Genomic DNA, 20,226 nt, shown 5'->3' with positions numbered 1-20,226 from the left:
GCCCGCTCGTCCGTTCCTTCCAGGAGGGTTCCCCCATGACCTCGGTCCTCGTGTTCCTCGACCACCCCGCAGCGAGTCTCGCCAAGAGCGAGCGCGAACTCCTCTCGCTCGCCGCCTCGCTCGGCGACGTCGTCGTCGCGCTCGCCGACGAGGCCGGGCAGGCCTATCTCGACGGCATCGGATCCTACGGCGTACAGCGGTACTACCGGCCGGACGATGCGGCCGTCTCGGACGTGCTCGTGGCCGGCAAGGCTGCGTTCCTGGCCGAGGCCGTGCGGGCCTCCGGCGCCGGGATCGTGCTGCTCGGCAACTCCTACGAGTCCAAGGAGATCGCCGCCCGGTCGGGGGTCAAGCTCGACTCCGGAGTCATCACGGACGTCGTGGCGCTCGACGGCGACCTGACGGCGACGAAGTCGGATTTCGCCGGCTCCTACACCGTCCACTGCCGCGTGACGACCGGCGTCGCCATCCTCACCGTCAAGCCCAACAGCGTCGAGGCCGTGGAGGCGGGTCCTCCGTCCTCCCCGGAGGCGGTCCGGGTGGCCGTCGAGCTTCCCCGTGCCGCCGCGCGCATCACGGGTCGGGTGGAGAAGCCGGTCAGCGGCCGGCCGGAGCTCACGGAGGCCCGCGTGATCGTCGCGGGTGGCCGCGGTGTGGACGGTGACTTCGGCCCGCTGGAGGACCTCGCGGACGCGCTGGGCGGAGCGGTCGGTGCTTCGCGGGCCGCCACGGATGCCGGGTGGATCGAGCATTCCGCGCAGATCGGCCAGACGGGCAAGACCGTCTCGCCCCAGCTCTACATCTCCGTGGGCATCTCCGGAGCGATCCAGCAGAAGGCCGGTATGCAGACCTCGAAGGTGATCGTCGCCGTCAACAAGGACGCCGATTCACCGATCTTCGAGATCGCCGATTTCGGGATCGTCGGTGACCTGACCACGGTGTTGCCGCAGGCCACCGAGGAGATCCGGAAGCGCGGGCTGTAGGGGGTGCCGATCCTTCCGGACACCGGGCCTCCCGGGCGCGTCCTCGTCTTCGCCGCCCACCCGGACGACATCGACTTCGGCGCGTCCGCCACGATCGCCGGGTGGACGGCCGCCGGCGCGGAGGTCGGCTACTGCATCCTGACGGACGGCGACGCGGGAGGGTTCTCCGACGAGGACCGGCCCGGACTCGCCTCGCTCCGCCGGGAGGAACAGGTCGCCGCAGCGAAGCTGGTGGGGGTCACGGACGTCACCTTCCTGGGCGAGCCCGACGGCTACCTCCGGCCGACGGACGGCGTCATCCGGGAGATCGTCCGGCGCATGCGGGAGGTCCGCCCGGACATCGTGGTGTCCATGCATCCCGAACGCAGCTGGGACCGGATCCAGAAGAGCCACCCGGACCACCTGGCCTGCGGGGAAGCCGTCACGCGCGCCGTCTACCCGGCGGTCGAGAACCCCTTCGCCTACCCGGAACTCGAGGCGGCGGGGCTGAGGAGCTTCCGCGTGCCCTGGCTGTGGTTCTACGGCGGGCCGGCGCACCTCGAGAACCGCTTCGTCGACGTCACGGGGCTCGAGGACACCAAGATCGCGGCCATCAGCGCCCACCGCAGCCAGCACCCCGACGTGGAGCGGATGCGGTCGCGGGTCCGGGACATCCTCCGGGAGAACGCGCGGCGCGGCGGCCTGCCGGAGGGGCGCAGTGCGGAGTCCTTCCATGTGGTGGGCATCAACACCGACGAGACGATCGCGGGTTTCTAGCCGGACCGTGGGCGACACCGGATGCGGGTGGAGGGCGTACCCCCCCGTAGCTGGGGCTTACCCCCATGGCCCCCGACGACGTCCGACACCGGCGAGGTCATCGCCGGGGTCGGATCGGATGCGTGCTGCTGCTCAGGCCCCGAGCGGGATCTGGGCGACGATCGGCAGGGTGGGCGTCGCCGACCCGCCGTCGGGCTCGACGGTGATCGCGATCGCGCTGAAGCCGCTGATGTCCTCGAGTTCGGTGACCTTCGATCCGGCGACGTCGTCCCCGGTCATGGTGCCCTCGGACACCGGGTCGGTGCCGTCCGCCGGGATCCGCCACATCTGGTAGACGTGCCCGGGAATCGGCGCGGGCACTCCGCTGAGCGTGACCACGGCCGCGTCCTCCTCGCCGGAGACCGCGAGGTCCGCCGTCCCGCCCGAGGCGAGGGCGAGCTGGGCGGTCCGGACGTCCGAGGCCTGGAGGACCTGCTCCTGGAGCGTGGTCTGCTGCAGGTTCTGGGCGATGGTCACGCCGCCGACGGCGAGCACGGTGGCCGCGGCAGCTGCCACCACCCATCGTGCGGCGCGCGAGGACATCGAGGCCCTGGCCGTGCGGCGCCTCGCCAGCTCGTCCTGCCCGGCGTCCTGCCCGGCGTCGTGCGTGGCGTCGTGGTGACGTGACCGAGGGGGCGCGGACACCTCTGCGGCCGGGCCGGCCTCCACGGGCATCGGGACCGCGTCGCCGACGGCCCCGGGGAGCCTGGCGACGATGCGGTCGAAGAGGTCGGCCGGCGGGTCCATCTGTTCGTTCGCGTAGGCGGTCGTCACCGTCTCACGGCACGTGCGCACACGTTCCAGGAACGCCGCACCGACGGCCGGATCGGCGTCCGCCAGGAACGCATCGATGATGCGGCGTTCGTCAGCGCTGATGGCGTCGAGCGCGTAGAGCTCGGCCCATTCGAGCACGTGGCCCCGGGCGAGATCCGTGCCGAGGTCATCGGCGAATCGTCGGTTCATATCCTTGTCCTGCATCTCAGGTCACCCCCAAACATGTCTTCAGTCGGAGTAATCCGTCACGGATCCTCGATTTGATGGTCGGTACCGCGACGCCGAGTCTCTCGGCCACCTCGCGGTAGGTGAGTCCGCCGTAGTAGGCGAGCTTCACCGACTCCTGCTGCGTCGCCGTCAGCGTATCCAGGCAGCGCACCACGCTCTCCGCCTCGAGGCGCTGGGTCACCGTGTCCACGACGTCGTCGTGATCCACCGTCTGGGTGGCGGCCCCGTACCGCGCCTCACGGTCCGTGGCGCTCTGTTCCGAGCGCACCTTGTCCACGGCGCGGCGATGGGCCAGGGTCATGAGCCAGGCCATCGGACTGCCGAGGGCCGGGTTGAAACGCTCCGCGGTGTTCCACACCTGGAGATAGACCTCCTGCGTCGCGTCCTCGCTGAGATCCGGGTCGATGAGCACGCGCCGCGCGAGTCCGTAGACGCGCTTCGAGGTCTGCTCGTAGAACAGGGCGAACGCGGCGCGGTCCTGTTCGGCGATCCGCGACAGCAGCTCGGTCAGGGTAGGACCGGCACCGGAATCAGCTGAGAACTCGTCTGATGCGGGAGCGACTGGGCTGACCCGGCTTACTCGTGGCGTTTCCATAGGGCTCCAGCATAAAGCGCGGCCGGCTCCGCGCCGAACGCTTCCGTCACCCGCGCGGCGCGGCGGTGGTGTATGCACCTCGAGAACGAGCACCATCCCACACCCCCCCCTGCCGATTTTGGACTTTCCGCTGTCGGATGGTATTCGGAGCTGCCCGACCGGCGGATGGCCCGGGGGAGGGGCTACTCCGCGGGCCGGTAGTCGGCGACCGCGATGAGGGAGTCGGCGTTCAGGACGAACGCGGTGCCGAGCCGCTCCCCGAAGGCCGACCGCACGCGGTGCAGGGCCTCGGGGTCGTCCGGCAGCAGCCCGCGGTACCCGCTGCCGAGCGCGAGGGACCAGGCGCCGTCGGGGTCGAGCGGGACCGTCAGTCCGAACTGCTCGATCCGCACGTTCGTCAGCCCGCGCGCGTGCAGCCAGTCCCTCAGGCGGTCGGTGGAGGCCAGCTTCCTGCAGTTCTCGACGAAGGCCATCCCGGACCGCCCCGCGCCGCCGGCGTCCTCCTGGTCCGTGTCCGTGGGGAGGACCTCGCGCAGGACGTCGAGGAGGATGTCCCCGAACGGTTCCAGGGCGCCGTCGTCCCAGGTGCTCAGGGCGATCCTCCCGCCCGGCCGCAGCAGGCGGACGATCCGGTCCATGCCGGCGTCCAGGTCGTCGAGGAGGAGGACGCCGTAGCAGCTCACGACGGCGTCGTACGGCGCCTCGGGCGTCCACTCCGCCGGTTCCACCGGATGGAAGAACACGCCGTCGAGGGCGAGCGCCTCCGCCTTGGCCTTCGCGAGGTCCAGCATCGCCGGGGAGCGGTCGACGGCGTCGACGCGTCCGTCCGGTCCGGTGAGCTGGGCGGCCGGGATGGTCCCCGTGCCGGTTGCTGCGAACACGTCGAGCACGCGCTCACCGACGAGGATGTCGGCGGCCGCGACCACCGCGTTGCCCACCGGGTTCCAGACGGCCGGAGCGAGGCGGTCGTGGTCCTCGGCCCCGCCGTCGGGCAGTGTTGCGGCATGGCGAGCGGACATGGGGGCTCCTAGGCGTGGATCATCGCTGGGCCCCTGCGAAGCCCTGTTGGCGCCAGGCTTCGTAGAGGACGATGGATGCGGTGTTGGCGAGGTTGAGCGATCGGCGGGACGGCAGCATGGGCACGCGGACCCGGGAGGTGACGTGGGGGTCCTGCTTCACCGCGGACGGCAGGCCGTCGGATTCACGCCCGAACAGCAGGACGTCGCCGGGCTCGTAGGCGATGTCCGTGTAGGACACATCGCCCTCGGACGTGAACGCGAACACCCGGTCCGGCTGCAGGGCGGCCCAGGCGTCCTCGAGGCTCCTGTGCACGTGCAGCACCGTGAGGTCGTGGTAGTCCAGCCCCGCCCGTTTCAGCTTCGAATCCTCCAGGCTGAAGCCGAGCGGTTCGACGAGGTGCAGTTCGGCGCCGGCCACGGCTGCGAGCCGAATGGCGGCACCGGTGTTGCCCGGGATTTCTGGCGTGTGGAAGAGGATGCGGAACACGCCTTCATCCTAGCTTCCGGCCGCGGCCAGCAGGCGCGCGAGCACGGGCAGCTGCACGACGTTCGGCGTGGGTCCCGAGGACAGGAAGGAGCGGATGGTGCGCACGGCGGTGCCCGCATTCACCACCTGGACGAGGGTCGTCGACGCACGGTCGAAGCCCGGCGGGACGTCGATCACCGGGGCGAAGGGATTGTCCGGCGCCCCGTGGATCACCACCCAGCCGGCCACGTTGCACTCGGGGAAGAGGTCCTGCACCACGCGCACGGTCCGCGGTACCTCGAGCTCCACCGGCCGCCCCTGGTGGCGGAGGGACCGGCCGTCCCAGGAGAAGTTGCCGGGGGACGCGGTGAAGGAGTCGATCACCGCGATCCTGTAGCCGGCCAGCAGCACATGGCCCGCCGTCGTCCCGTCGCGGTCGTCGAACCGGACGCCGTTGACCAGGCGTGCGGCCGGGTAGGTGGACAGGAGCGCCCGTTCGAGCAGCGCAGCGGTCCGGAGCTCGCCGTCGGTCCTCGCGCGCACCTCGGACGAGAGCCGCGCGAACATGCCCGGCTGCCGGGGGGACCCGTGGAGCTGCCGGCCGGCGAGGATCAGGGGGACGGCCGGCGGCGACGACGGCGAGAACGGCGGCAGGTAGTTCGGAGCGGACCTCGCTGCCTCGTCGTCCTCGACGCTCGTGCGCGTGGAGCTGCGGGGCGCCGGCGCGCCGTTGCGGTCGGCCGTCGCCGCTGCCCCGGGGGCGCGGGCGGTGCCCGGGCCGCCGCCGGCTCCCGTGGTGGCGGTCCGCCCTCGGCCGGTGTCGGCGTCGTAGCGCTCGCGGCGCCGGGGGTCGCTCAGCGTCTCGTAGGCGACGGCGACGTCGTGGAACCGGGTCGCGCTGCCCCCGAGATCGGGGTGCGCGGCGCGGGCCGCACGGCGGTAGGCGTCCTTGATCTCCTTGGCGTCGGCGTCGGGGGGCACCCCGAGGATGTCGTAGTACGACTTCCGTGCTGCCTCTGCCATCGATCGGCCCTTTCTGGTGTCCGGCGTCCCGGCGGGACCAGGACTCGCTCCCGGAGCCGCGGCCCCGGCCGTGCTGCGCTTCCACCTGACACTAGGGGCACGGGCGGGCCCGGACAAAAGCGGTCGTCCCGGCGGCGCCCCCGCCCCCTGACGGGACTGCCTGCGGATGCAGGCCCTGATACAACGCCGCGGCGGGCGGAGAAGTTCACCGACCCCTCCCGGTGGTCCCGCGGCGGGCCCGGCTCAGCCCGCGCGCCGGTACAGCGTGTAGAGGGCGGAGTCCTCCATCAGCAGGGAGGAGAGCGTCAGCCCGACGGCGTCCTCGGGACTGCGGCCCACCGCGATCCTCGGTCCGTCGCCCCCCGCGAGCAGCGGACTGATCGACAGGCACAGCTCGTCCACGGTGCCGGACCGGGTGAAGTCGCCCAGCACGGCGGGCCCGCCCTCGCAGAGGACCCTCGGCAGTCCGCGCCGGCCGAGCTCGGCGAGCACGGCAGGCGCCTCCACGGCGTCGGTGCCGCAGTCGACGACGTCGGCGACCCGCTCGAGGGCGGTACGCCGGTCCGCCGGCGCACCGGAGGTCGTGAGGATGAGCGGACGGACGGGCGCCTTGCCGAAGAAGTCGGCGGCCGGGTCGAGATTCAGGCTGCCCGAGATCACGGCCACGGCGGGGTGTGCGGCGAGGCCGTGCGCGCGGCGCCAGGAGCGGGCGTCGTCGTCGACCAGCTCGCCCCCGTAGCCTTCCGCGCGGATGGTGCCGGCGCCCACCAGCACCACGTCCGCGAGGCGTCGCAGGACAGCGAAGATCTGCTGGTCGCCGTCGTTCCCCAGTCCCGCGGAGAAACCGCCGCTCGTGGCGGCGCCGTCGGCAGCGGCCACGAAATTGAAGCGGACGTAGGGCCGGTCGGTCACCGGGTAGGCGTAGATGCGGTGCAGGGCGTCGGCGTCGACCGCCGCGCCGGTGGCCGGGATGAGTGAGGTGATCATCGCGTCACCGGCTCGTTGACCTCGCCCATGTTGTGTCTGAGGTAGGCGGGTTGCCGCCATCCGAGGACCGCCTCCGTGAGGTCGATCGCCGCCCGGGACGCCGCCACGTTGTGCATGCGGACCACGCGGGCGCCGCCGAGGATGCAGATCACGGCGGCGGCGAGCGATCCCTCCACGCGGTCGCCCTTCGGGCGGTCGAGCGTCTCGCCGATGAAGTCCTTGTTGGACACCGCGGCGAGGGTGGGGAAACCGAGCCCGGCGATCTCGGGGAACCGCCGCGTGATCTCGAGCGAGTGCAGCGTGTTCTTGTTGAGGTCGTGCCCGGGGTCCAGGAGGATGCGGTCCTCCGGGATGCCCAGCCGCACGGCGTCGTCGACCTTCCGGAGGAGGAAGTCCACGACCTCGCCCACCACGTCGCCGTACGTGGGCCGCGGGTACACGGTGCGCGGCGCGGCGAGGCTGTGGGTGATGACCAGGTGGGCTCCGGCCTCGGCGACCACCGCCGCCATGTCCGGGTCGCGCAGCCCCGTGGTGTCGTTGACCACGGTGGCGCCGGCGGCGAGCGCCTGGCGGGCGACCTCGGGCAGGAACGTGTCCGCGGAGATGATGACGTCCGAGGCTGCGCGTACGGCGCTGATCACGGGGACGATCCGGTCGATCTCCTCCGACGCCGGGATGGCGTCTCCCGGCGAGAAGGGGGCGCCGCCGATGTCCACCCAGTCGGCGCCGTCGTCGACCGCCCGCAGGGATGCGTCGACGGCGGCCTGGAGCGCGAACGTCGCCCCGCCGTCGTAGAAGGAGTCCGGTGTCCGGTTGATCACGGCCATGAGGGCGACCCGGCGGTCGAAGTCCAGGGTGCGCGTTCCGAAGGTGTGCACCGGGTGCCGGAATCCGGGCCGGTAGGAGCCGGAGGGGGAAGGAGCCGCTGCATGACTGTCCATGCTGTCTTTCTACCACTGCGGACCGGGGGCCGCCCGTGCGCCGGTGCGTGACGGGCGCCACCGGAATCGGCGGCCCGGGGCGGCGCCGGTAGAATCGGAGCATGCCCGTGTATGTCGACCACGCGGCGACCACGCCGATCTCGGCGCCCGCGCTCGCCGCCCTCACCCGCGAACTCAGCCTCAGCGGGAATCCCTCCTCCCTCCACGGCTCCGGCCGGCGCGCCCGGCGATCGGTCGAGGAGGCCCGCGAGACGATCGCGGCGGCCGCCGGGGCCCACGCCTCGGAGGTCGTCTTCACCTCCGGCGGGACCGAGGCGGACAACCTCGCCCTCAAGGGCCTCTTCTGGGCGCGCCGCGCGGCGGACCCGTCCCACACCCGGATCCTCTGCAGTGCCGTGGAGCACCACGCCGTACAGGACACCGTCGAGTGGCTCGAGCGCCATGAAGGTGCCGAGGTGGTGTGGCTCCCCGTCGACGCCACGGGCCTCGTCTCCCTCGATGCGCTGCGGACCGCGCTCGCCGACGCCCCGGAGCGCACCGCGCTGGTGACGGTCATGTGGGCCAACAACGAGGTCGGGACCGTCCAGCCCGTCCGGGCGATCACCGCGGAGGCCGCCCGGTACGGGATCCCCGTCCACAGCGACGCCGTCCAGGCCTTCGGCTCCCTCCCGCTGTCCTTCGCCGAGTCGGGACTCGCGACCATGGCCGTGAGCGCCCACAAGATCGGCGGCCCCGTGGGCGTCGGGGCGCTGCTCGTGGGACGCGCGGTGACGCTCACCCCCGTGCAACACGGCGGCGGGCAGGAGCGGGACATCCGGTCGGGCACGCTCGACGGGGCGGGCATCGCCGCGTTCGCCGCGGCGGCCCACGACGCCGTCGTCCACCTCGGCGACGAGGCGCCCCGGCTGGCCGCGCTGCGGGACCGCCTCATCGAGGGCATCCGCCGCGAGGTCCCGGAGGCGGTGCTGCGCGGTGTCCCGCACCCGGCCCCCGACGCCGCCCGCCTCCCCGGCAACGTGCACTTCACCTTCCGCGGCTGCGAGGGCGACTCGCTCCTGTTCCTCCTGGACCTCGCGGGCATCGAGTCCTCTACGGGGTCCGCCTGCACCGCGGGCGTGCCGAGGCCGTCGCACGTGCTGCTCGCCATGGGCCTCACGGAGGACGAGGCCCGGGGCGCCCAGCGCTTCAGCCTGGGGCATACATCCACGGCCGACGACGTTGACGCGGTGGTGGGTGCCATCGGCGCCGCGTACGCCCGCGCCCGCAAGGCCGGCATGGCCGGGCACGCATCGACCATCCAGACGGCAGGAACAGGTTTCTCATGAGGGTATTGGCAGCGATGAGCGGCGGCGTCGACTCCGCGGTGGCGGCGGCACGCGCGGTGGAGGCAGGGCACGACGTCGTCGGCGTCCACCTCGCCCTCTCCCGCATGCCCGGGACGCTCCGGACGGGCAGTCGCGGCTGCTGCACCATCGAGGACTCGCGGGACGCCTGGCGGGCGTGCGACATCCTCGGCATCCCCTACTACGTCTGGGACTTCTCCGAGCGGTTCAAGGAGGACGTCGTGGACGACTTCGTCGCCGAGTACGCCGCCGGCCGCACCCCGAACCCGTGCATGCGCTGCAACGAGCGCATCAAGTTCGCGGCGCTGCTCGAGAAGGCGCTCGCACTCGGGTTCGACGCCGTCTGTACCGGCCACTACGCGAAGGTCGTCCAGGACGCCCAGGGGAACCCCGAGCTCCACCGGGCGGCGGACTGGGCCAAGGACCAGTCGTACGTGCTCGGCGTGCTCACCCACGAGCAGCTCGAGCACTCCATGTTCCCGCTGGCGGAGACGCCGTCGAAGGCGGAGGTGCGTGCCGAGGCGGAACGCCGCGGCCTGTCCGTCGCGAACAAGCCCGACAGCCACGACATCTGCTTCATCCCCGACGGCGACACCCGCGGCTGGCTCGAGGAGCGCATCGACATGACCGAGGGGGACATCCTCGACGTGGACGGCGGGAAGATCGGCAGCCATCCCGGCGCGAACGCGTTCACGGTCGGACAGCGGCGCGGCCTCAAGCTCGGCACCCCGGCCGCCGACGGCAAGCCCCGCTTCGTGCTCGAGATCCGGCCCAAGCAGAACGAGGTCGTCGTCGGGCCCGAGCACCTGCTCGCCATCGACGAGATGCGGGGCATCAAGGTGTCCTGGGCCGGCGTGCCCATCGAGGCCGTCCGGACCGGCGACGAGTTCGACTGCACGGCGCAGGTCCGGGCGCACGGCGATCCCGTCGCGGCCCGCGCGAGGGTCGAGGAGGACGGCGGCGCCCAGCAGCTCGTGGTCCGGCTGATCGAGCCGATGCGCGGCGTCGCGCCCGGGCAGACCGTGGTCCTGTACCAGGGCACGCGGGTGCTCGGCCAGGCGACCATCGACTCCGCACGCTCCGCCCTCCGCCCCGAACCCGCCGCCGCCGCCGCGCAGGGCTAGTCGCAGTTCCTAGTCGCAGTTCCTAGTCGCAGTTCACGGAGCCGCGCGGGGTTCTGCTTGACTGGAGTCATGACGCATCCACGCAGTGGCTTCGACCCGGCCGCCAGTTCGCTCGCAGGAGACGTGGCCCCCGAGGTGATGGCCGAGCTGCTCTCGGTGAGGAGCTCGATCGACAACATCGACGCCACCCTCGTGTACCTCCTGGCCGAACGCTTCAAGGCGACGCAGCGGGTGGGACACCTCAAGGCCGAACACGACCTCCCCGCCGGGGATCCGCAGCGCGAGGCGGCCCAGATCGCCCGCCTCCGCATGCTCGCGGAAGAGGCGCAGCTCGATCCGGCGTTCGCCGAGAAGTTCCTGAACTTCATCATCTCCGAGGTGATCCGCCACCATCAGGCCATCTCCGAGAACCGCCGGCCGTCGGCGGAGGCCCCCGCCGTCCCGTCACCCGGGACTCCCGCCGGACCCGGAACGACCGGCCCGCATGCCTGACGGGACACGGGGACCCGCCGTCGGGGCGACGGCCCCCGGCGACTGGCCGGGGACGGATCCGCACGAGGCCAACCGTGCCGTGCGGGGCGAACTGGGGGGAGCGAACCTGCCCTTCCTGCCCTCCCTGCCGGCGCGGGGACCCGGCAGCGACGCCGTGGGACGCACGCTCGGCGTGCTCGTCGAGCTGCCCTTCGACCTCCAGCCGCACGGCTGGCGCCTCGTCCAGCGGCCCGGCAAGGACCAGCGCCGCGCCGAATCGGCGCTGTCCTCCGACATCAACGCCCTCGGTGACATCGCCGGCGCCGAGGAGGGCCCCGCACCGTGTGTGAAGCTGCACCTCCACGGACCGCTGTCCCTGGCGGCCGGCGCCCACCTGCACGGCGGCGAGCGCGTCCTGGTCGACCACGGCGCACGGCGCGAGCTCTACGCGTCGCTCGCCGCGGGCGCCGCGGACCTCGTCCGCCGGGTCGCGGCGGTGGCGCGCGGGGCCGAGGTGCTGGTGCAGTTCGACGAACCCGACGCCGACGACGTCCTCACGGGCAGGGTGCCCACCGCGAGCGGCTACCGGTCCCTCCGCGCCCTGGACCGCCGGGAGGCCACCGAGGCGTGGGACCTCGTGACGGCGTCCGTCACCGCCGCGGGGGCCGCGGGCACGGTGCTGGCGCCGGGGCACGGCGACGTGGCCATCGACGCCGCACGGTCCAGTGCGGCACACGCCCTCTCCCTGGACCTGTCCCGCATCTCCGACCGCCGGTGGGAGGACCTCGCCGGGGACATCGAGTCCGGCCGGCAGCTCTGGCTCGCGATCCTCGACGCCGGGTCCGGGCTCCCCCAGGTGAGGGTCCTCGCGGCGTCGGTGCTCTCCGCCTGGCGGCGGGTGGGACTGCCCGTCACGGCACTCGCCTCCCTGACGGTCACCGCCCTGCCGGGCCTCGGCACGCTCACCCCGACCGGTGCGACGCAGGCGCTCACGCGGCTCGCCCAGACCGCCGACGCCCTGGACCAGGTCCGCGCCGAGGGGTGACCCGCGCCGGGCGCGGGGGAGAGGTCACACGCGCTCCTCCCAGCGCCGCGGCCGGACCTCGGGGGGCAGCACGCCGTCGAACTCCTCGAGGACGTAGTCGAAGCTCCCCGCGTAGACGAGCAGTGTTCCCAGCTGGCGGTGGACCACCCGCGTGCTGATCCTGAAGCGGCCGGCGTCGTCGTCCCACCACTGCTCCACGTAGGCGAGCGCGCCGAGCGCGTCGGGGAGCGGCAGCCGCAGGCCCGCGAAGAGACGCGTCTGCGAGGACACCATGCGGATGCGGCCCTCGTCGGTGGCGGTGCACGTCAGGAGGGTGGCCATGCGCCGGTGGCGGCCCACGTAGTCGGTGAGGACGCCGTCCCGCAGGGACGTGGTGTCCTCGAAGACGCGCAGGGCGGTCCCGAAGTCCAGTTCCCGGCGTGCCGTGAGCGCCGGCCGCCCGAACGGGTCGAGGTGCGGGTAGTTGCGGATGGTGAACGGGACGTCGCTGTCGTACTCGGGGAAGAACGCGTTCTCGAGGGCGGTGAGGCGGAAGGCGGGGCGGGCGAACCACGCGGGGCAGCCGGCGACGTCGAACACCCCGCGACCGGAGCCCGACAGCCCGCTCTCCGCGTGCAGGCCGAAGTACTCGCGCAGTTCCGGCTGGAGGCGGCCGAAATCGCTGCCCATCGCCTGCTGGTAGATCGAGGTCATGTCGGTCCCGCTTCCGTCGCTCGGACCCCCAGTCAACCACGACGGCGGGCCCCGTCCCTCGTATGCTCGGTCCATGGGTGAGAACCGGAGTGCGATCGACTGGGACGCCGCGCGTGCCGCCAACCGCGAGAACTGGGAGGACCGGGTGCCGCTGCACGAGAAGGCGTACGCGGTCAGGGACCTCGATGACCCGGATCACCTGAGCAGCGTCGTCAGGGCGGACCTCGGCGTCCTGGCGCCCTTCCTCCCGCACGGCTCGGTGGCCGGGCTGGACGTCTGCCACCTCCAGTGCCACATCGGCACCGACACGGTGTCCCTGGCGCGGGCCGGCGCCCGGGTCACGGGCGTGGACTTCTCCCCGGGGGCCCTGCGCTCGGCGGCCGGGCTCGCACTGCACCTCGGCCTCGACGCGACGTGGGTGGAGACCGACGTCCTCGATGCCCGGGCGGCCGTGAGCGGGGACTTCGACCTCGTGTACACCAGCATCGGGACCATCACCTGGCTGCCCGACCTCGAACGCTGGGCGCACCAGGTCGCCGGGCTGCTCCGGGCCGGGGGCACGTTCTACATCCGGGACGGCCATCCCGTGCTCTACGCGCTCGACGAGAACGCCGACGGACTGCAGCTCCGCTACCCGTACTTCAGCACCGGGCAGGCGCAGGTCTGGGACGAGGACTCCACGTATGCGGGTGACGGCAGGGTGGCCCACGCGCGGACGTACGAGTGGGCGCACCCGCTGTCCGCCATCGTCAACGCGCTGCTCGGCGCGGGCCTGCAGCTCCTCCGCCTGGACGAGGGGACCACCCTTCCGTGGAGGTTCTCGCCCCGCATGGTCGAGGTCCCGGACGGTTTCGCCTGGCCGGAGGCCGAGCGGGACCTCGTGCCCTGCACCTATACGATCATCGCCCGGAAGCCGTGAGACCCACCCGCCGGGACGGGACCTGCCGGCGGTCCGTCAGAGGCGCCCGGTGGCCTTGAGCCTGATGTAGGTATCGGCGAGGAGCGGCGGGAGGTCCGCGGGAGCCGCGTCCACGACCTCCGCCCCGAGCGCCCGGATCTGCTGCGCGACCGCGCCGCGGTCCAGGAGGGAGCGCTCGGCGGCGGCCGCCCGGAACGTCGCTGCCGCCGTCGAGCGGTCGGCGCTCATCTCCTCGAGCCGCGGGTCGCGCACGGACGCGACGACGACGACGTGGCGTTCGGTCAGGCCCGGCAGCGCAGGGAGCAGGCCCTCCTCCACGGCCCCGGCATCGAGCGAGGTGAGCAGGACCACGAGGGAGCGGTGCGCGGAGACGGCCCGCACCTGGGCGGGCACGCGGGACCAGTCCGCCTCGATCAGCTCCGCCTCGAGCGGGGCCATGGCGGTCACGAGCGAGGCCAGCAGGTTGCCTTTGGCGGTCGAGTCGACGCGGGCGCGGAGCCTGCGGTCGTAGGCGATGAAGTGCACCTTGTCACCGCCGCGTTCGGCCAGCACGGACAGCAGCAGCGCGGCCTCGATCCCCGTGTCCAGCCGCGGCTCGTCGAGGACCCTCGCCGCGGAGGTGCGGGAGGTGTCCAGTACGACGACGACGCGGCGGTCCCGTTCGGGGCGCCAGGTCCTGACCACGGTGTCGCGGCGACGCGCGGTGGCCCGCCAGTCGATCGATCGGACGTCGTCGCCCCGGACGTAGTCCCGCAGGGAGTCGAACTCGGTGCCGGCGCCCCGGATCTGGACGGCGGCCCGGCCGTCGAGTTCGCGCAGGCGGCGCAGCTTGGACGGCAGGTGCCGCTTGGAGTTGAACGGCGGCAGCACCCGCAGGACGCCCGGCGCCGGCACGGTGACCTGCCGTGCGGCCACCCCGAGGGGTCCGGCACTGCGCACCGTGACCGTCTCCACGCGGAGGATCCCGCGGCGCGTGGGGCGGAGGTGGAGCGTCATGCGGCGGGCCTCGCCGGAGGGCACGACGACGGACTGTTCCGGGTCCGCGGCACCCGCGGAGGGCTGCCACGCCTCGCGCACCGTGGCGCGGAGGGTGCGGGGGGTGTCGTTCCGCAGGACCACGGCGCTGGTGCACTGTTCACCCAGCCGCACGCTGTCCGGCAGGGTCCGGCGGAGGCCGACGCGCCGGGGGGACGCGGCGAGGGCGAGGTCGAGGCCGACGACCGCCGCGAGGAGCAGGGCCCACAGCAGGATCGACGTCGCGCCCGGGTACACGATGACGGGCACGACGCCCAGCAGTGCCAGCAGGACCAGGCGGCCGGTGATGACCATGGGAGAGCTCCTCTCGGACCCCGTGCGCGGCGGCGCATGCACGGGTGGTCGGGGTGGTGGGCCTACCGCGGGACGGGGACGGAGCCGAGGATGCTGCCGAGGACGTCGTCCACGCCGACACCGTCCATCTGCGCCTCCGGCCGCAGGGCGACCCGGTGGCGGAGCGCCGGCAGGGTGAGGGCCTTGACGTCGTCGGGGGTCACGAAGGAGCGGCCGGAGAGCCACGCCCAGGCGCGCGAGGTGTTGAGCAGCGCGGTGGCGCCGCGCGGGGAGACGCCGAGCTGGAAGGACGGGGAGGTCCGCGTGGCGCGGACCAGGTCCACGATGTAGGCGAGGACCTCGGGGGCGATCGCGACGCCGGACACCGCGGCGCGCGCCCGGTCGATGTCCGCCGCGCCCGCCACGGCCCGCACACCGGCCGCAGCGAGGTTGCGGGGGTCGAACCCGACGCTGTGCCGACGGATCACCTCGATCTCGTCCTCGCGCCCGGGGAGCGGGAGGGTGAGCTTCAGCAGGAAGCGGTCGAGCTGGGCCTCGGGCAGGGGATAGGTGCCCTCGTATTCCACGGGGTTCTGCGTGGCCGCGACGATGAACGGCGTCGGCAGGCGCCGTGACACGCCGTCGACGGAGACCTGCCGCTCCTCCATCGCCTCGAGCAGTGATGCCTGGGTCTTGGGCGGGGTGCGGTTGATCTCGTCGGCGAGCAGGATGTTCGTGAACACCGGGCCCTCGCGGAAGGTGAACTCGGAGGTCTTCGACTCGTAGATGAGCGAGCCCGTGATGTCGCCCGGCATGAGGTCCGGGGTGAACTGGACGCGCTTCGTGTCGAGGTCCAGGGCGGTGGCCAGCGTGCGGACCAGCAGCGTCTTGGCGACGCCCGGCACGCCCTCCAGCAGCACGTGCCCGTCCGCGAGGAGACCGATGAGGAGGCCCGTGACCGCCGCGTCCTGGCCCACGATCGACTTGCCCACCTCGGCGCGCACCCGCAGGAGGGCGTCCCGGGCCGAGGCGCCGTCGGCGGCGGCCTGATCGGCCGGACCGGCTGCCCGGCCGTGCCCCGCGCCGTCAGCCTGCCCGTCAGCCTGCCCGTCCGCCTGCCCGTCCGACGGCGCGTCCGGGTCCTCGGTGCGCGTCGCCTGGTGGGCGCCTCCGGTGGGTGCCGCCTGCTCGTCCTGCTCTTCCTGCCAGCGTCGGGTCTGGTTCATGACGGCGTGATCTCCTTCTCGAGGTCGAGGATGTCCTGTGCCCAGAGCACAAGCTGGTGGTTGGTGGTCGGGACGCCGAGCAGTCGCTGCTCGATCTCGGTCCGGGGCCTGCCGCTGTGGCGGGAGGCCGCATCGATGACCTCCGCCGCGGAGGCCGCACGGTCCACGCGGAGCCGGCGGGCCATGCGGGCGAGGCTTGCCGCGCGCAGGGTCACGGCTGCGTGGCCCACGGCCCGGGAGTCCTGGTAGAGGCGGGCCCGGCCCTCCGCCGTCTCGGCGGCGCGCACGACGACGGGCAGCGGCTCGGCCGCGAGGGGGCCCATGCGCCGGCCCCGCCACAGCATGGCGAGGACCGCGCAGGCCAGGAGCCAGACGAGCAGGGGATTCACCCAGGGCGGGAGGAGCGTCATCGGGTCGACGCCCTCCCCGGTGGAGACGACGTCCGCCCCGCTCGGTTCGTACCAGACGAGCGTGGGCGAGGAGCCGAGCGCGCGCAGCGCGAGGGCCGCGTTGCCCTCCTCCGTGATGGCCTCGTTGGACAGGATCGACGGGGCGCCCAGGACGGCCACCGAGCCGTCGTCGCTCGTGGTGTACAGGCCGCCGGCCGCGTCCTCGACCGCGACCCGGAAGCATTCGACGGCGCCGGAGTAGGCGGTCCCCGACGCGGTGAGCGTGCCGGCCGCGCTGGCGTCCGTGTCGGGGCAGTCGGCGGACAGGGCCGGGGCGTCCCCGGCCAGATCGAGGGGCGCGGCGCCGACCGGCGCGAAGTCGTCGTCGAGGGCGGCCAGCTGGCGCGCTCCCGGTGCGGCGAGGACGGCGCGGTCCGCCAGGACGGCCACGTCCGCCACCTGGCCGGCGCTGAGGTACTGCTGGGCGTCGTTGAGGAACAGTGTCGCCGGCCCCTTCTCCAGGGCGGCGATCGCCTCGTCGTAGGAATCGGCCCGGACGACGTCGACGCCCTCGGACGCGAGGACCTCCGCGACCGCTCGTGCACCCTGCGGCGCCGCGTTGCCGGGGGACAGCGGGCGCGCGTCCTCCTCCTGGCCGGAGAAGAGGTTGATCAGGAGGATCAGGGCCAGGACGAGGGCCCCGAGGATCAGGGGACGGGAACGCCGGAGCCTGGAGCGGACGGTCGTCAGCGCGCTCCCGCCGTCGCCCATGACCTCGTGTCCCGTCATCCCTCCCGTCGCCCCTCTCGTCGGGGCGGGCCCGTCGCGGTCCGGCACGCCGGCGTCGGGAGAGGTTCCGTCGGGAGAGGTGCCGGCGGCCCGGGCCGCCGCGGGGGTCCGCTGCCTGCGGGTCACCGGGGTGCCGCCGGGGCCGTCGTGTCCGCGGAGGGGGCGGGTCGTTCCGCGGAGAGCCGCGCATCGAGCGCGGCCGCGCGCCGGTAGGCGTCCTCGGACGCGGTCCCGCTGCCGTAGTGGGTCTCGTTGAACACCTCGGCCAGCCAGGCGACGTCGGTGGACAGGGGCGCGAACACGGCGCCGAGCTGGGCGGCGGCCTCCGTGGCCGTCCGTCCGGGCTGGTCGGCGACCACGAGGCGTTCCTCGGCCGACCGGATGACGGCCCGCAGCACTTCGGCGACGGCCCCGTTCCAGTCCCGGGCCGCCGCCAGGGCGGCTGCCCGGCCGCGGTGGTGGTCGGCGGAGTGTGTCGCGTCGTCGTCGAACACCGCGGACTCCTGCTTCCTGCCGCGCGTGTTCAGCCGTGGCCTGATGAGCACGACGGCCACGATGACGGCGAGCACCGCGCCGAGGGCCAGCACAAGGGTGCCCGGTCCCGGCGCGAGCCCGCCCATTGAGTCGAGGAGCCGGGCGATGCCGCGCAGGATCCCGGTGAGGATGCGTTCGACGATACCGGGCTGCGCCTCGACGTACGGGGGCCTGGCCAGTTCCTCCTCGAGCAGGCGCCGCGCCTCGTCCGTGTCAGGGGTGAGGAGGAAGGGGATCCCACCGCTCATGCGCGCACCCCCGGGTGGGGGCGGTCGGGGGCGCCGTCCGGCATCAGGCAGGTCCGCCCGGCTGGTGACCGAACGAGGTGGTGCCGCCGGGCAGGATGTCCGTCGTCCCCGGGCCGGCCTGCTCGTGTTCGCGCATGAGGACGACGTCGAAGCCCTCCCGGCGGATGCGGAGGTCGACGTACAGCAGGGAGGTGACCCCCGCCTGGAAGGCGTAGCCCACCGCGGTGAACAGGGCCGTGATGGCCTGGGACGCGGCGAGGACCGGCAGCGAATCCATCGCGTCCGGTGTGGCGGACGCACTGGTGCTGAAGCCGAAGAAGAGCGTCACCGCGAACGAGAGCGGGGCCGAGACGACGGAGGTGATGATCGAGACGATGATGCTGGTCAGGAGCACGATGCCGAAGGTGCGCCACCAGTTGCCCCGGGTCAGCTGCCACGAGCGCCTGATGGCGGACCAGGGTCCCACGCCCTCCAGCATCAGCGCGGCGGGGGCGACGACGAGCTTGGTGCTCACCCACACCATGGCCACCAGCGCGCCGAGCACGAGCGGGATGATGACGAGGGCCGAGTACTCCTCGAGCGCGACGATCGCGAGGGCCGAGATGCCCACGAGGAGGGCGAGCCCCGCGAGCCCCGCGCCGAAGGCCAGCAGGCCGAAGCCGAGCAGCGGGAGGATCCGCCGCCGGGCGAGCCGCCAGGCCTGGCCGAAGGTGGTCGCCTGGTTGATGACGGCGCGGGCGATGGGGATCACGAGGATGCCCTGCAGCACGAGCAGGGCGACAGCGGACACGACGCCGGCCACCGACGCGAAGACGCCGAGGCCGGCGAAGGCGCTGATGAGGCTGTCCGGTGTGGGGTTCGCGGATTCGAAGACCTCGAAGGAGGACAGGAGATTGCCGAGCAGCAGCACGGTCACGAGCGCGACGACGGCCTGCAGGAGGATGGCGGTGCCGAACGTCGCCAGGGGGTTCTTCCGGCAGGCCTGGAACGCGCCGTCGAGGATCTCGCCGAGCCCGAGGGGCCGCAGCGGGATGACGCCCGGCTTCGGCGGAGCCTGGTAGCCGGGGGGCCGATCGAAACCGGGGCCGCCCTGCCCCGGCCCGCGCGGCGGATAGGCGTCGCCCCAGCCCTGGCTGCCCGCCGGGGGGCCGTAGTGCGGCGGGAACCCGCTGCCCGGCGGCTGCCCCTGGTATCCGGGGACGTCGCCGCGGGCCGGGCCCGCGGGCTGTCCCCACGGGTTGACGGGTGCGGGGCCGCCCTGCTGTGCGCCCCAGGAGGGGGCGGGGGGCGTCTGCTGCCGGCCGGGGGACTGCCAGGGCGCGGGTGGCTGCTGCGCCTGGTCCTGGTGGGGTGCCGGGCCGCGGGCGTGGCGGGGCGGTGTCCCGTCGCCCGCAGGGCCGCCGTCCGGCGGGCCCTCCACCTGATCATGCATAGCGTCCCCTCGGTCGGTGCTCCCGGAGGCAGGCGATCAGCGGCCCCCTCCAGCATCATAGTGAGGTGGACGCCCATTCGAGGCAGCCGCGCAGCACCGATTCCGACGCGACATCCCGCACCCCGCGGCAGATGGGACTTTGCGTGGTCGATACGACAGTATTGAGGCATGAAGGCACGCATACTGGTCATCGACGACGACGAGGCCCTGTCCGAAATGATCGGCATCGTCCTGCGCAACGACGGCTTCGACCCGGTGTTCTGTGCCGACGGAGCGGCGGCGCTCGGCGTCTTCCGCTCCTCGCATCCCGATCTGGTGCTGCTGGACCTCATGCTCCCGGGCATGGACGGGATCGAGGTGTGCCGCCAGATCCGGGCGGAATCAGACCTCCCCATCGTCATGCTGACCGCGAAGTCGGACACCTCCGACGTCGTGCGCGGCCTCGAGTCGGGGGCCGACGACTACGTCCCCAAGCCGTTCAAGCCCGCCGAACTGGTGGCGCGTGTCCGTGCACGCCTGCGGCCCGCCGAGTCCAAGGCTCCCGAGACACTGCGGATCGGCGACGTGACCATCGACGTCGCGGGGCACGAGGTGGCACGGGCGGGCCAGCGGGTCTCGCTGACACCCCTCGAGTTCGACCTGCTGGTGGCCCTCGCCCGGAAGCCGTGGCAGGTCTTCACCCGTGAACTCCTCCTCGAACAGGTGTGGGGGTACCGGCACGCGGCCGACACGCGGCTCGTCAACGTCCATGTGCAGCGGCTCCGCTCCAAGATCGAGCGCGATCCCGAGGCACCCGAGATCGTCCTGACGGTGCGTGGTGTCGGATACAAGGCCGGACAGGGCTGATGGGGGGAGCCGGGAGCGCCGCTCCTCCGGCTCCCGCGCTGCTCACCC

Annotated in this window: 21 protein-coding genes; 8 read left to right on the top strand and 13 right to left on the bottom strand. The window is 73.1% G+C overall.

The features are described from left to right. The first annotated feature begins 35 nt into the window (after window positions 1–35). Together MWM45_RS11865 and MWM45_RS11860 are read left to right on the top strand one after the other, a co-directional pair. Window positions 36–983, top strand: coding sequence for an electron transfer flavoprotein subunit alpha/FixB family protein (locus MWM45_RS11865; protein ID WP_247826622.1), 948 nt, complete (start codon window positions 36–38; stop codon window positions 981–983). Window positions 984–986: 3 nt separating this feature from the next. Continuing rightward, entirely contained in the window at window positions 987–1,739 is a 753-nt protein-coding gene (locus MWM45_RS11860) for a PIG-L deacetylase family protein (protein WP_247826621.1), read from the top strand. Between the two features lie 132 nt (window positions 1,740–1,871). Here MWM45_RS11860 and MWM45_RS11855 read toward each other — a convergent pair whose 3' ends face one another. From MWM45_RS11855 to folP, 7 genes are all read right to left on the bottom strand, one after another. Continuing rightward, the gene (locus MWM45_RS11855; RefSeq protein WP_247826620.1) at window positions 1,872–2,741 is read right to left on the bottom strand and encodes an anti-sigma factor; all 870 of its coding nucleotides are present in this window, start codon (window positions 2,739–2,741) and stop codon (window positions 1,872–1,874) included. 16 nt (window positions 2,742–2,757) lie between these two features. Next, window positions 2,758–3,375, bottom strand: a complete 618-nt coding sequence (sigK, locus tag MWM45_RS11850; protein WP_247826619.1) for an ECF RNA polymerase sigma factor SigK — start codon at window positions 3,373–3,375, stop codon at window positions 2,758–2,760. Window positions 3,376–3,557: 182 nt separating this feature from the next. Next, the gene (locus tag MWM45_RS11845; protein ID WP_247826618.1) at window positions 3,558–4,394 is read right to left on the bottom strand and encodes a class I SAM-dependent methyltransferase; all 837 of its coding nucleotides are present in this window, start codon (window positions 4,392–4,394) and stop codon (window positions 3,558–3,560) included. Between the two features lie 19 nt (window positions 4,395–4,413). Next, on the bottom strand, window positions 4,414–4,881 hold the full coding sequence (locus MWM45_RS11840; RefSeq protein WP_247826617.1) for a tRNA (cytidine(34)-2'-O)-methyltransferase: 468 nt from the start codon (window positions 4,879–4,881) through the stop codon (window positions 4,414–4,416). A gap of 9 nt (window positions 4,882–4,890) precedes the next feature. Continuing rightward, window positions 4,891–5,883 carry a J domain-containing protein gene (locus MWM45_RS11835; RefSeq protein WP_247826616.1) on the bottom strand — a complete coding sequence of 331 codons (993 nt, stop codon included), beginning with the start codon at window positions 5,881–5,883 and terminating at the stop codon, window positions 4,891–4,893. Window positions 5,884–6,126: 243 nt separating this feature from the next. Beyond that, window positions 6,127–6,870, bottom strand: a complete 744-nt coding sequence (locus MWM45_RS11830) for a pyrimidine reductase family protein (RefSeq protein WP_247826615.1) — start codon at window positions 6,868–6,870, stop codon at window positions 6,127–6,129. Continuing rightward, on the bottom strand, window positions 6,867–7,811 hold the full coding sequence (gene folP, locus MWM45_RS11825) for a dihydropteroate synthase (protein ID WP_247826614.1): 945 nt from the start codon (window positions 7,809–7,811) through the stop codon (window positions 6,867–6,869). Before folP ends, MWM45_RS11830 begins: the two co-directional genes overlap by 4 nt. 101 nt (window positions 7,812–7,912) lie before the next feature. Here folP and MWM45_RS11820 point away from each other — a divergent pair, with 101 nt between their 5' ends. The 4 genes from MWM45_RS11820 (at window position 7,913) to MWM45_RS11805 (ending at window position 11,794) form a co-directional block, all read left to right on the top strand. Continuing rightward, on the top strand, window positions 7,913–9,136 hold the full coding sequence (locus MWM45_RS11820) for a cysteine desulfurase family protein (protein ID WP_247826613.1): 1,224 nt from the start codon (window positions 7,913–7,915) through the stop codon (window positions 9,134–9,136). Beyond that, window positions 9,133–10,278, top strand: coding sequence for a tRNA 2-thiouridine(34) synthase MnmA (gene mnmA, locus MWM45_RS11815; protein WP_247826612.1), 1,146 nt, complete (start codon window positions 9,133–9,135; stop codon window positions 10,276–10,278). Before MWM45_RS11820 ends, mnmA begins: the two co-directional genes overlap by 4 nt. Window positions 10,279–10,347: 69 nt before the next feature. After that, the gene (locus MWM45_RS11810) at window positions 10,348–10,770 is read left to right on the top strand and encodes a chorismate mutase (protein ID WP_247826611.1); all 423 of its coding nucleotides are present in this window, start codon (window positions 10,348–10,350) and stop codon (window positions 10,768–10,770) included. Beyond that, window positions 10,763–11,794, top strand: coding sequence for a uroporphyrinogen decarboxylase/cobalamine-independent methonine synthase family protein (locus tag MWM45_RS11805; RefSeq protein ID WP_247826610.1), 1,032 nt, complete (start codon window positions 10,763–10,765; stop codon window positions 11,792–11,794). The genes MWM45_RS11810 and MWM45_RS11805 overlap by 8 nt, the downstream gene beginning before the upstream one ends. Window positions 11,795–11,818: 24 nt before the next feature. Here the strand turns inward: MWM45_RS11805 and MWM45_RS11800 are convergent, their stop codons facing one another. Next, window positions 11,819–12,487, bottom strand: coding sequence for a DUF4166 domain-containing protein (locus MWM45_RS11800; RefSeq protein ID WP_247826609.1), 669 nt, complete (start codon window positions 12,485–12,487; stop codon window positions 11,819–11,821). A gap of 73 nt (window positions 12,488–12,560) precedes the next feature. Here MWM45_RS11800 and MWM45_RS11795 point away from each other — a divergent pair, with 73 nt between their 5' ends. Next, a complete protein-coding gene (locus MWM45_RS11795) occupies window positions 12,561–13,406 on the top strand; it encodes a class I SAM-dependent methyltransferase (RefSeq protein WP_247826608.1) in 846 nt (281 codons plus the stop codon). A gap of 36 nt (window positions 13,407–13,442) precedes the next feature. Here MWM45_RS11795 and MWM45_RS11790 read toward each other — a convergent pair whose 3' ends face one another. The 5 genes from MWM45_RS11790 to MWM45_RS11770 form a co-directional block, all read right to left on the bottom strand. Further along, entirely contained in the window at window positions 13,443–14,735 is a 1,293-nt protein-coding gene (locus MWM45_RS11790; protein WP_247826607.1) for a DUF58 domain-containing protein, read from the bottom strand. A gap of 62 nt (window positions 14,736–14,797) precedes the next feature. Further along, entirely contained in the window at window positions 14,798–15,940 is a 1,143-nt protein-coding gene (locus tag MWM45_RS11785) for an AAA family ATPase (RefSeq protein WP_247826606.1), read from the bottom strand. After that, window positions 15,937–17,244 (bottom strand): DUF4350 domain-containing protein, encoded by a 1,308-nt coding sequence (locus tag MWM45_RS11780; protein ID WP_247826605.1) that lies wholly within the window; start codon window positions 17,242–17,244, stop codon window positions 15,937–15,939. The genes MWM45_RS11785 and MWM45_RS11780 overlap by 4 nt, the downstream gene beginning before the upstream one ends. After that, window positions 17,241–17,900, bottom strand: a complete 660-nt coding sequence (locus tag MWM45_RS11775; protein ID WP_247826604.1) for a DUF4129 domain-containing protein — start codon at window positions 17,898–17,900, stop codon at window positions 17,241–17,243. The genes MWM45_RS11780 and MWM45_RS11775 overlap by 4 nt, the downstream gene beginning before the upstream one ends. A gap of 43 nt (window positions 17,901–17,943) precedes the next feature. After that, window positions 17,944–19,332, bottom strand: a complete 1,389-nt coding sequence (locus MWM45_RS11770) for a DUF7847 domain-containing protein (protein WP_247826603.1) — start codon at window positions 19,330–19,332, stop codon at window positions 17,944–17,946. A gap of 168 nt (window positions 19,333–19,500) precedes the next feature. Here MWM45_RS11770 and mtrA point away from each other — a divergent pair, with 168 nt between their 5' ends. Further along, window positions 19,501–20,178: an MtrAB system response regulator MtrA gene (gene mtrA / locus MWM45_RS11765; RefSeq protein ID WP_247826602.1), complete on the top strand. Its 678-nt coding sequence runs from the start codon at window positions 19,501–19,503 to the stop codon at window positions 20,176–20,178. The last annotated feature ends 48 nt before the right edge of the window (window positions 20,179–20,226 follow it).

The organism is Arthrobacter antioxidans (assembly GCF_023100725.1).
Classification (GTDB): Bacteria; Actinomycetota; Actinomycetes; order Actinomycetales; family Micrococcaceae; genus Arthrobacter_D; species Arthrobacter_D antioxidans.
This window is presented reverse-complemented; position numbering and strand designations above follow the sequence as displayed.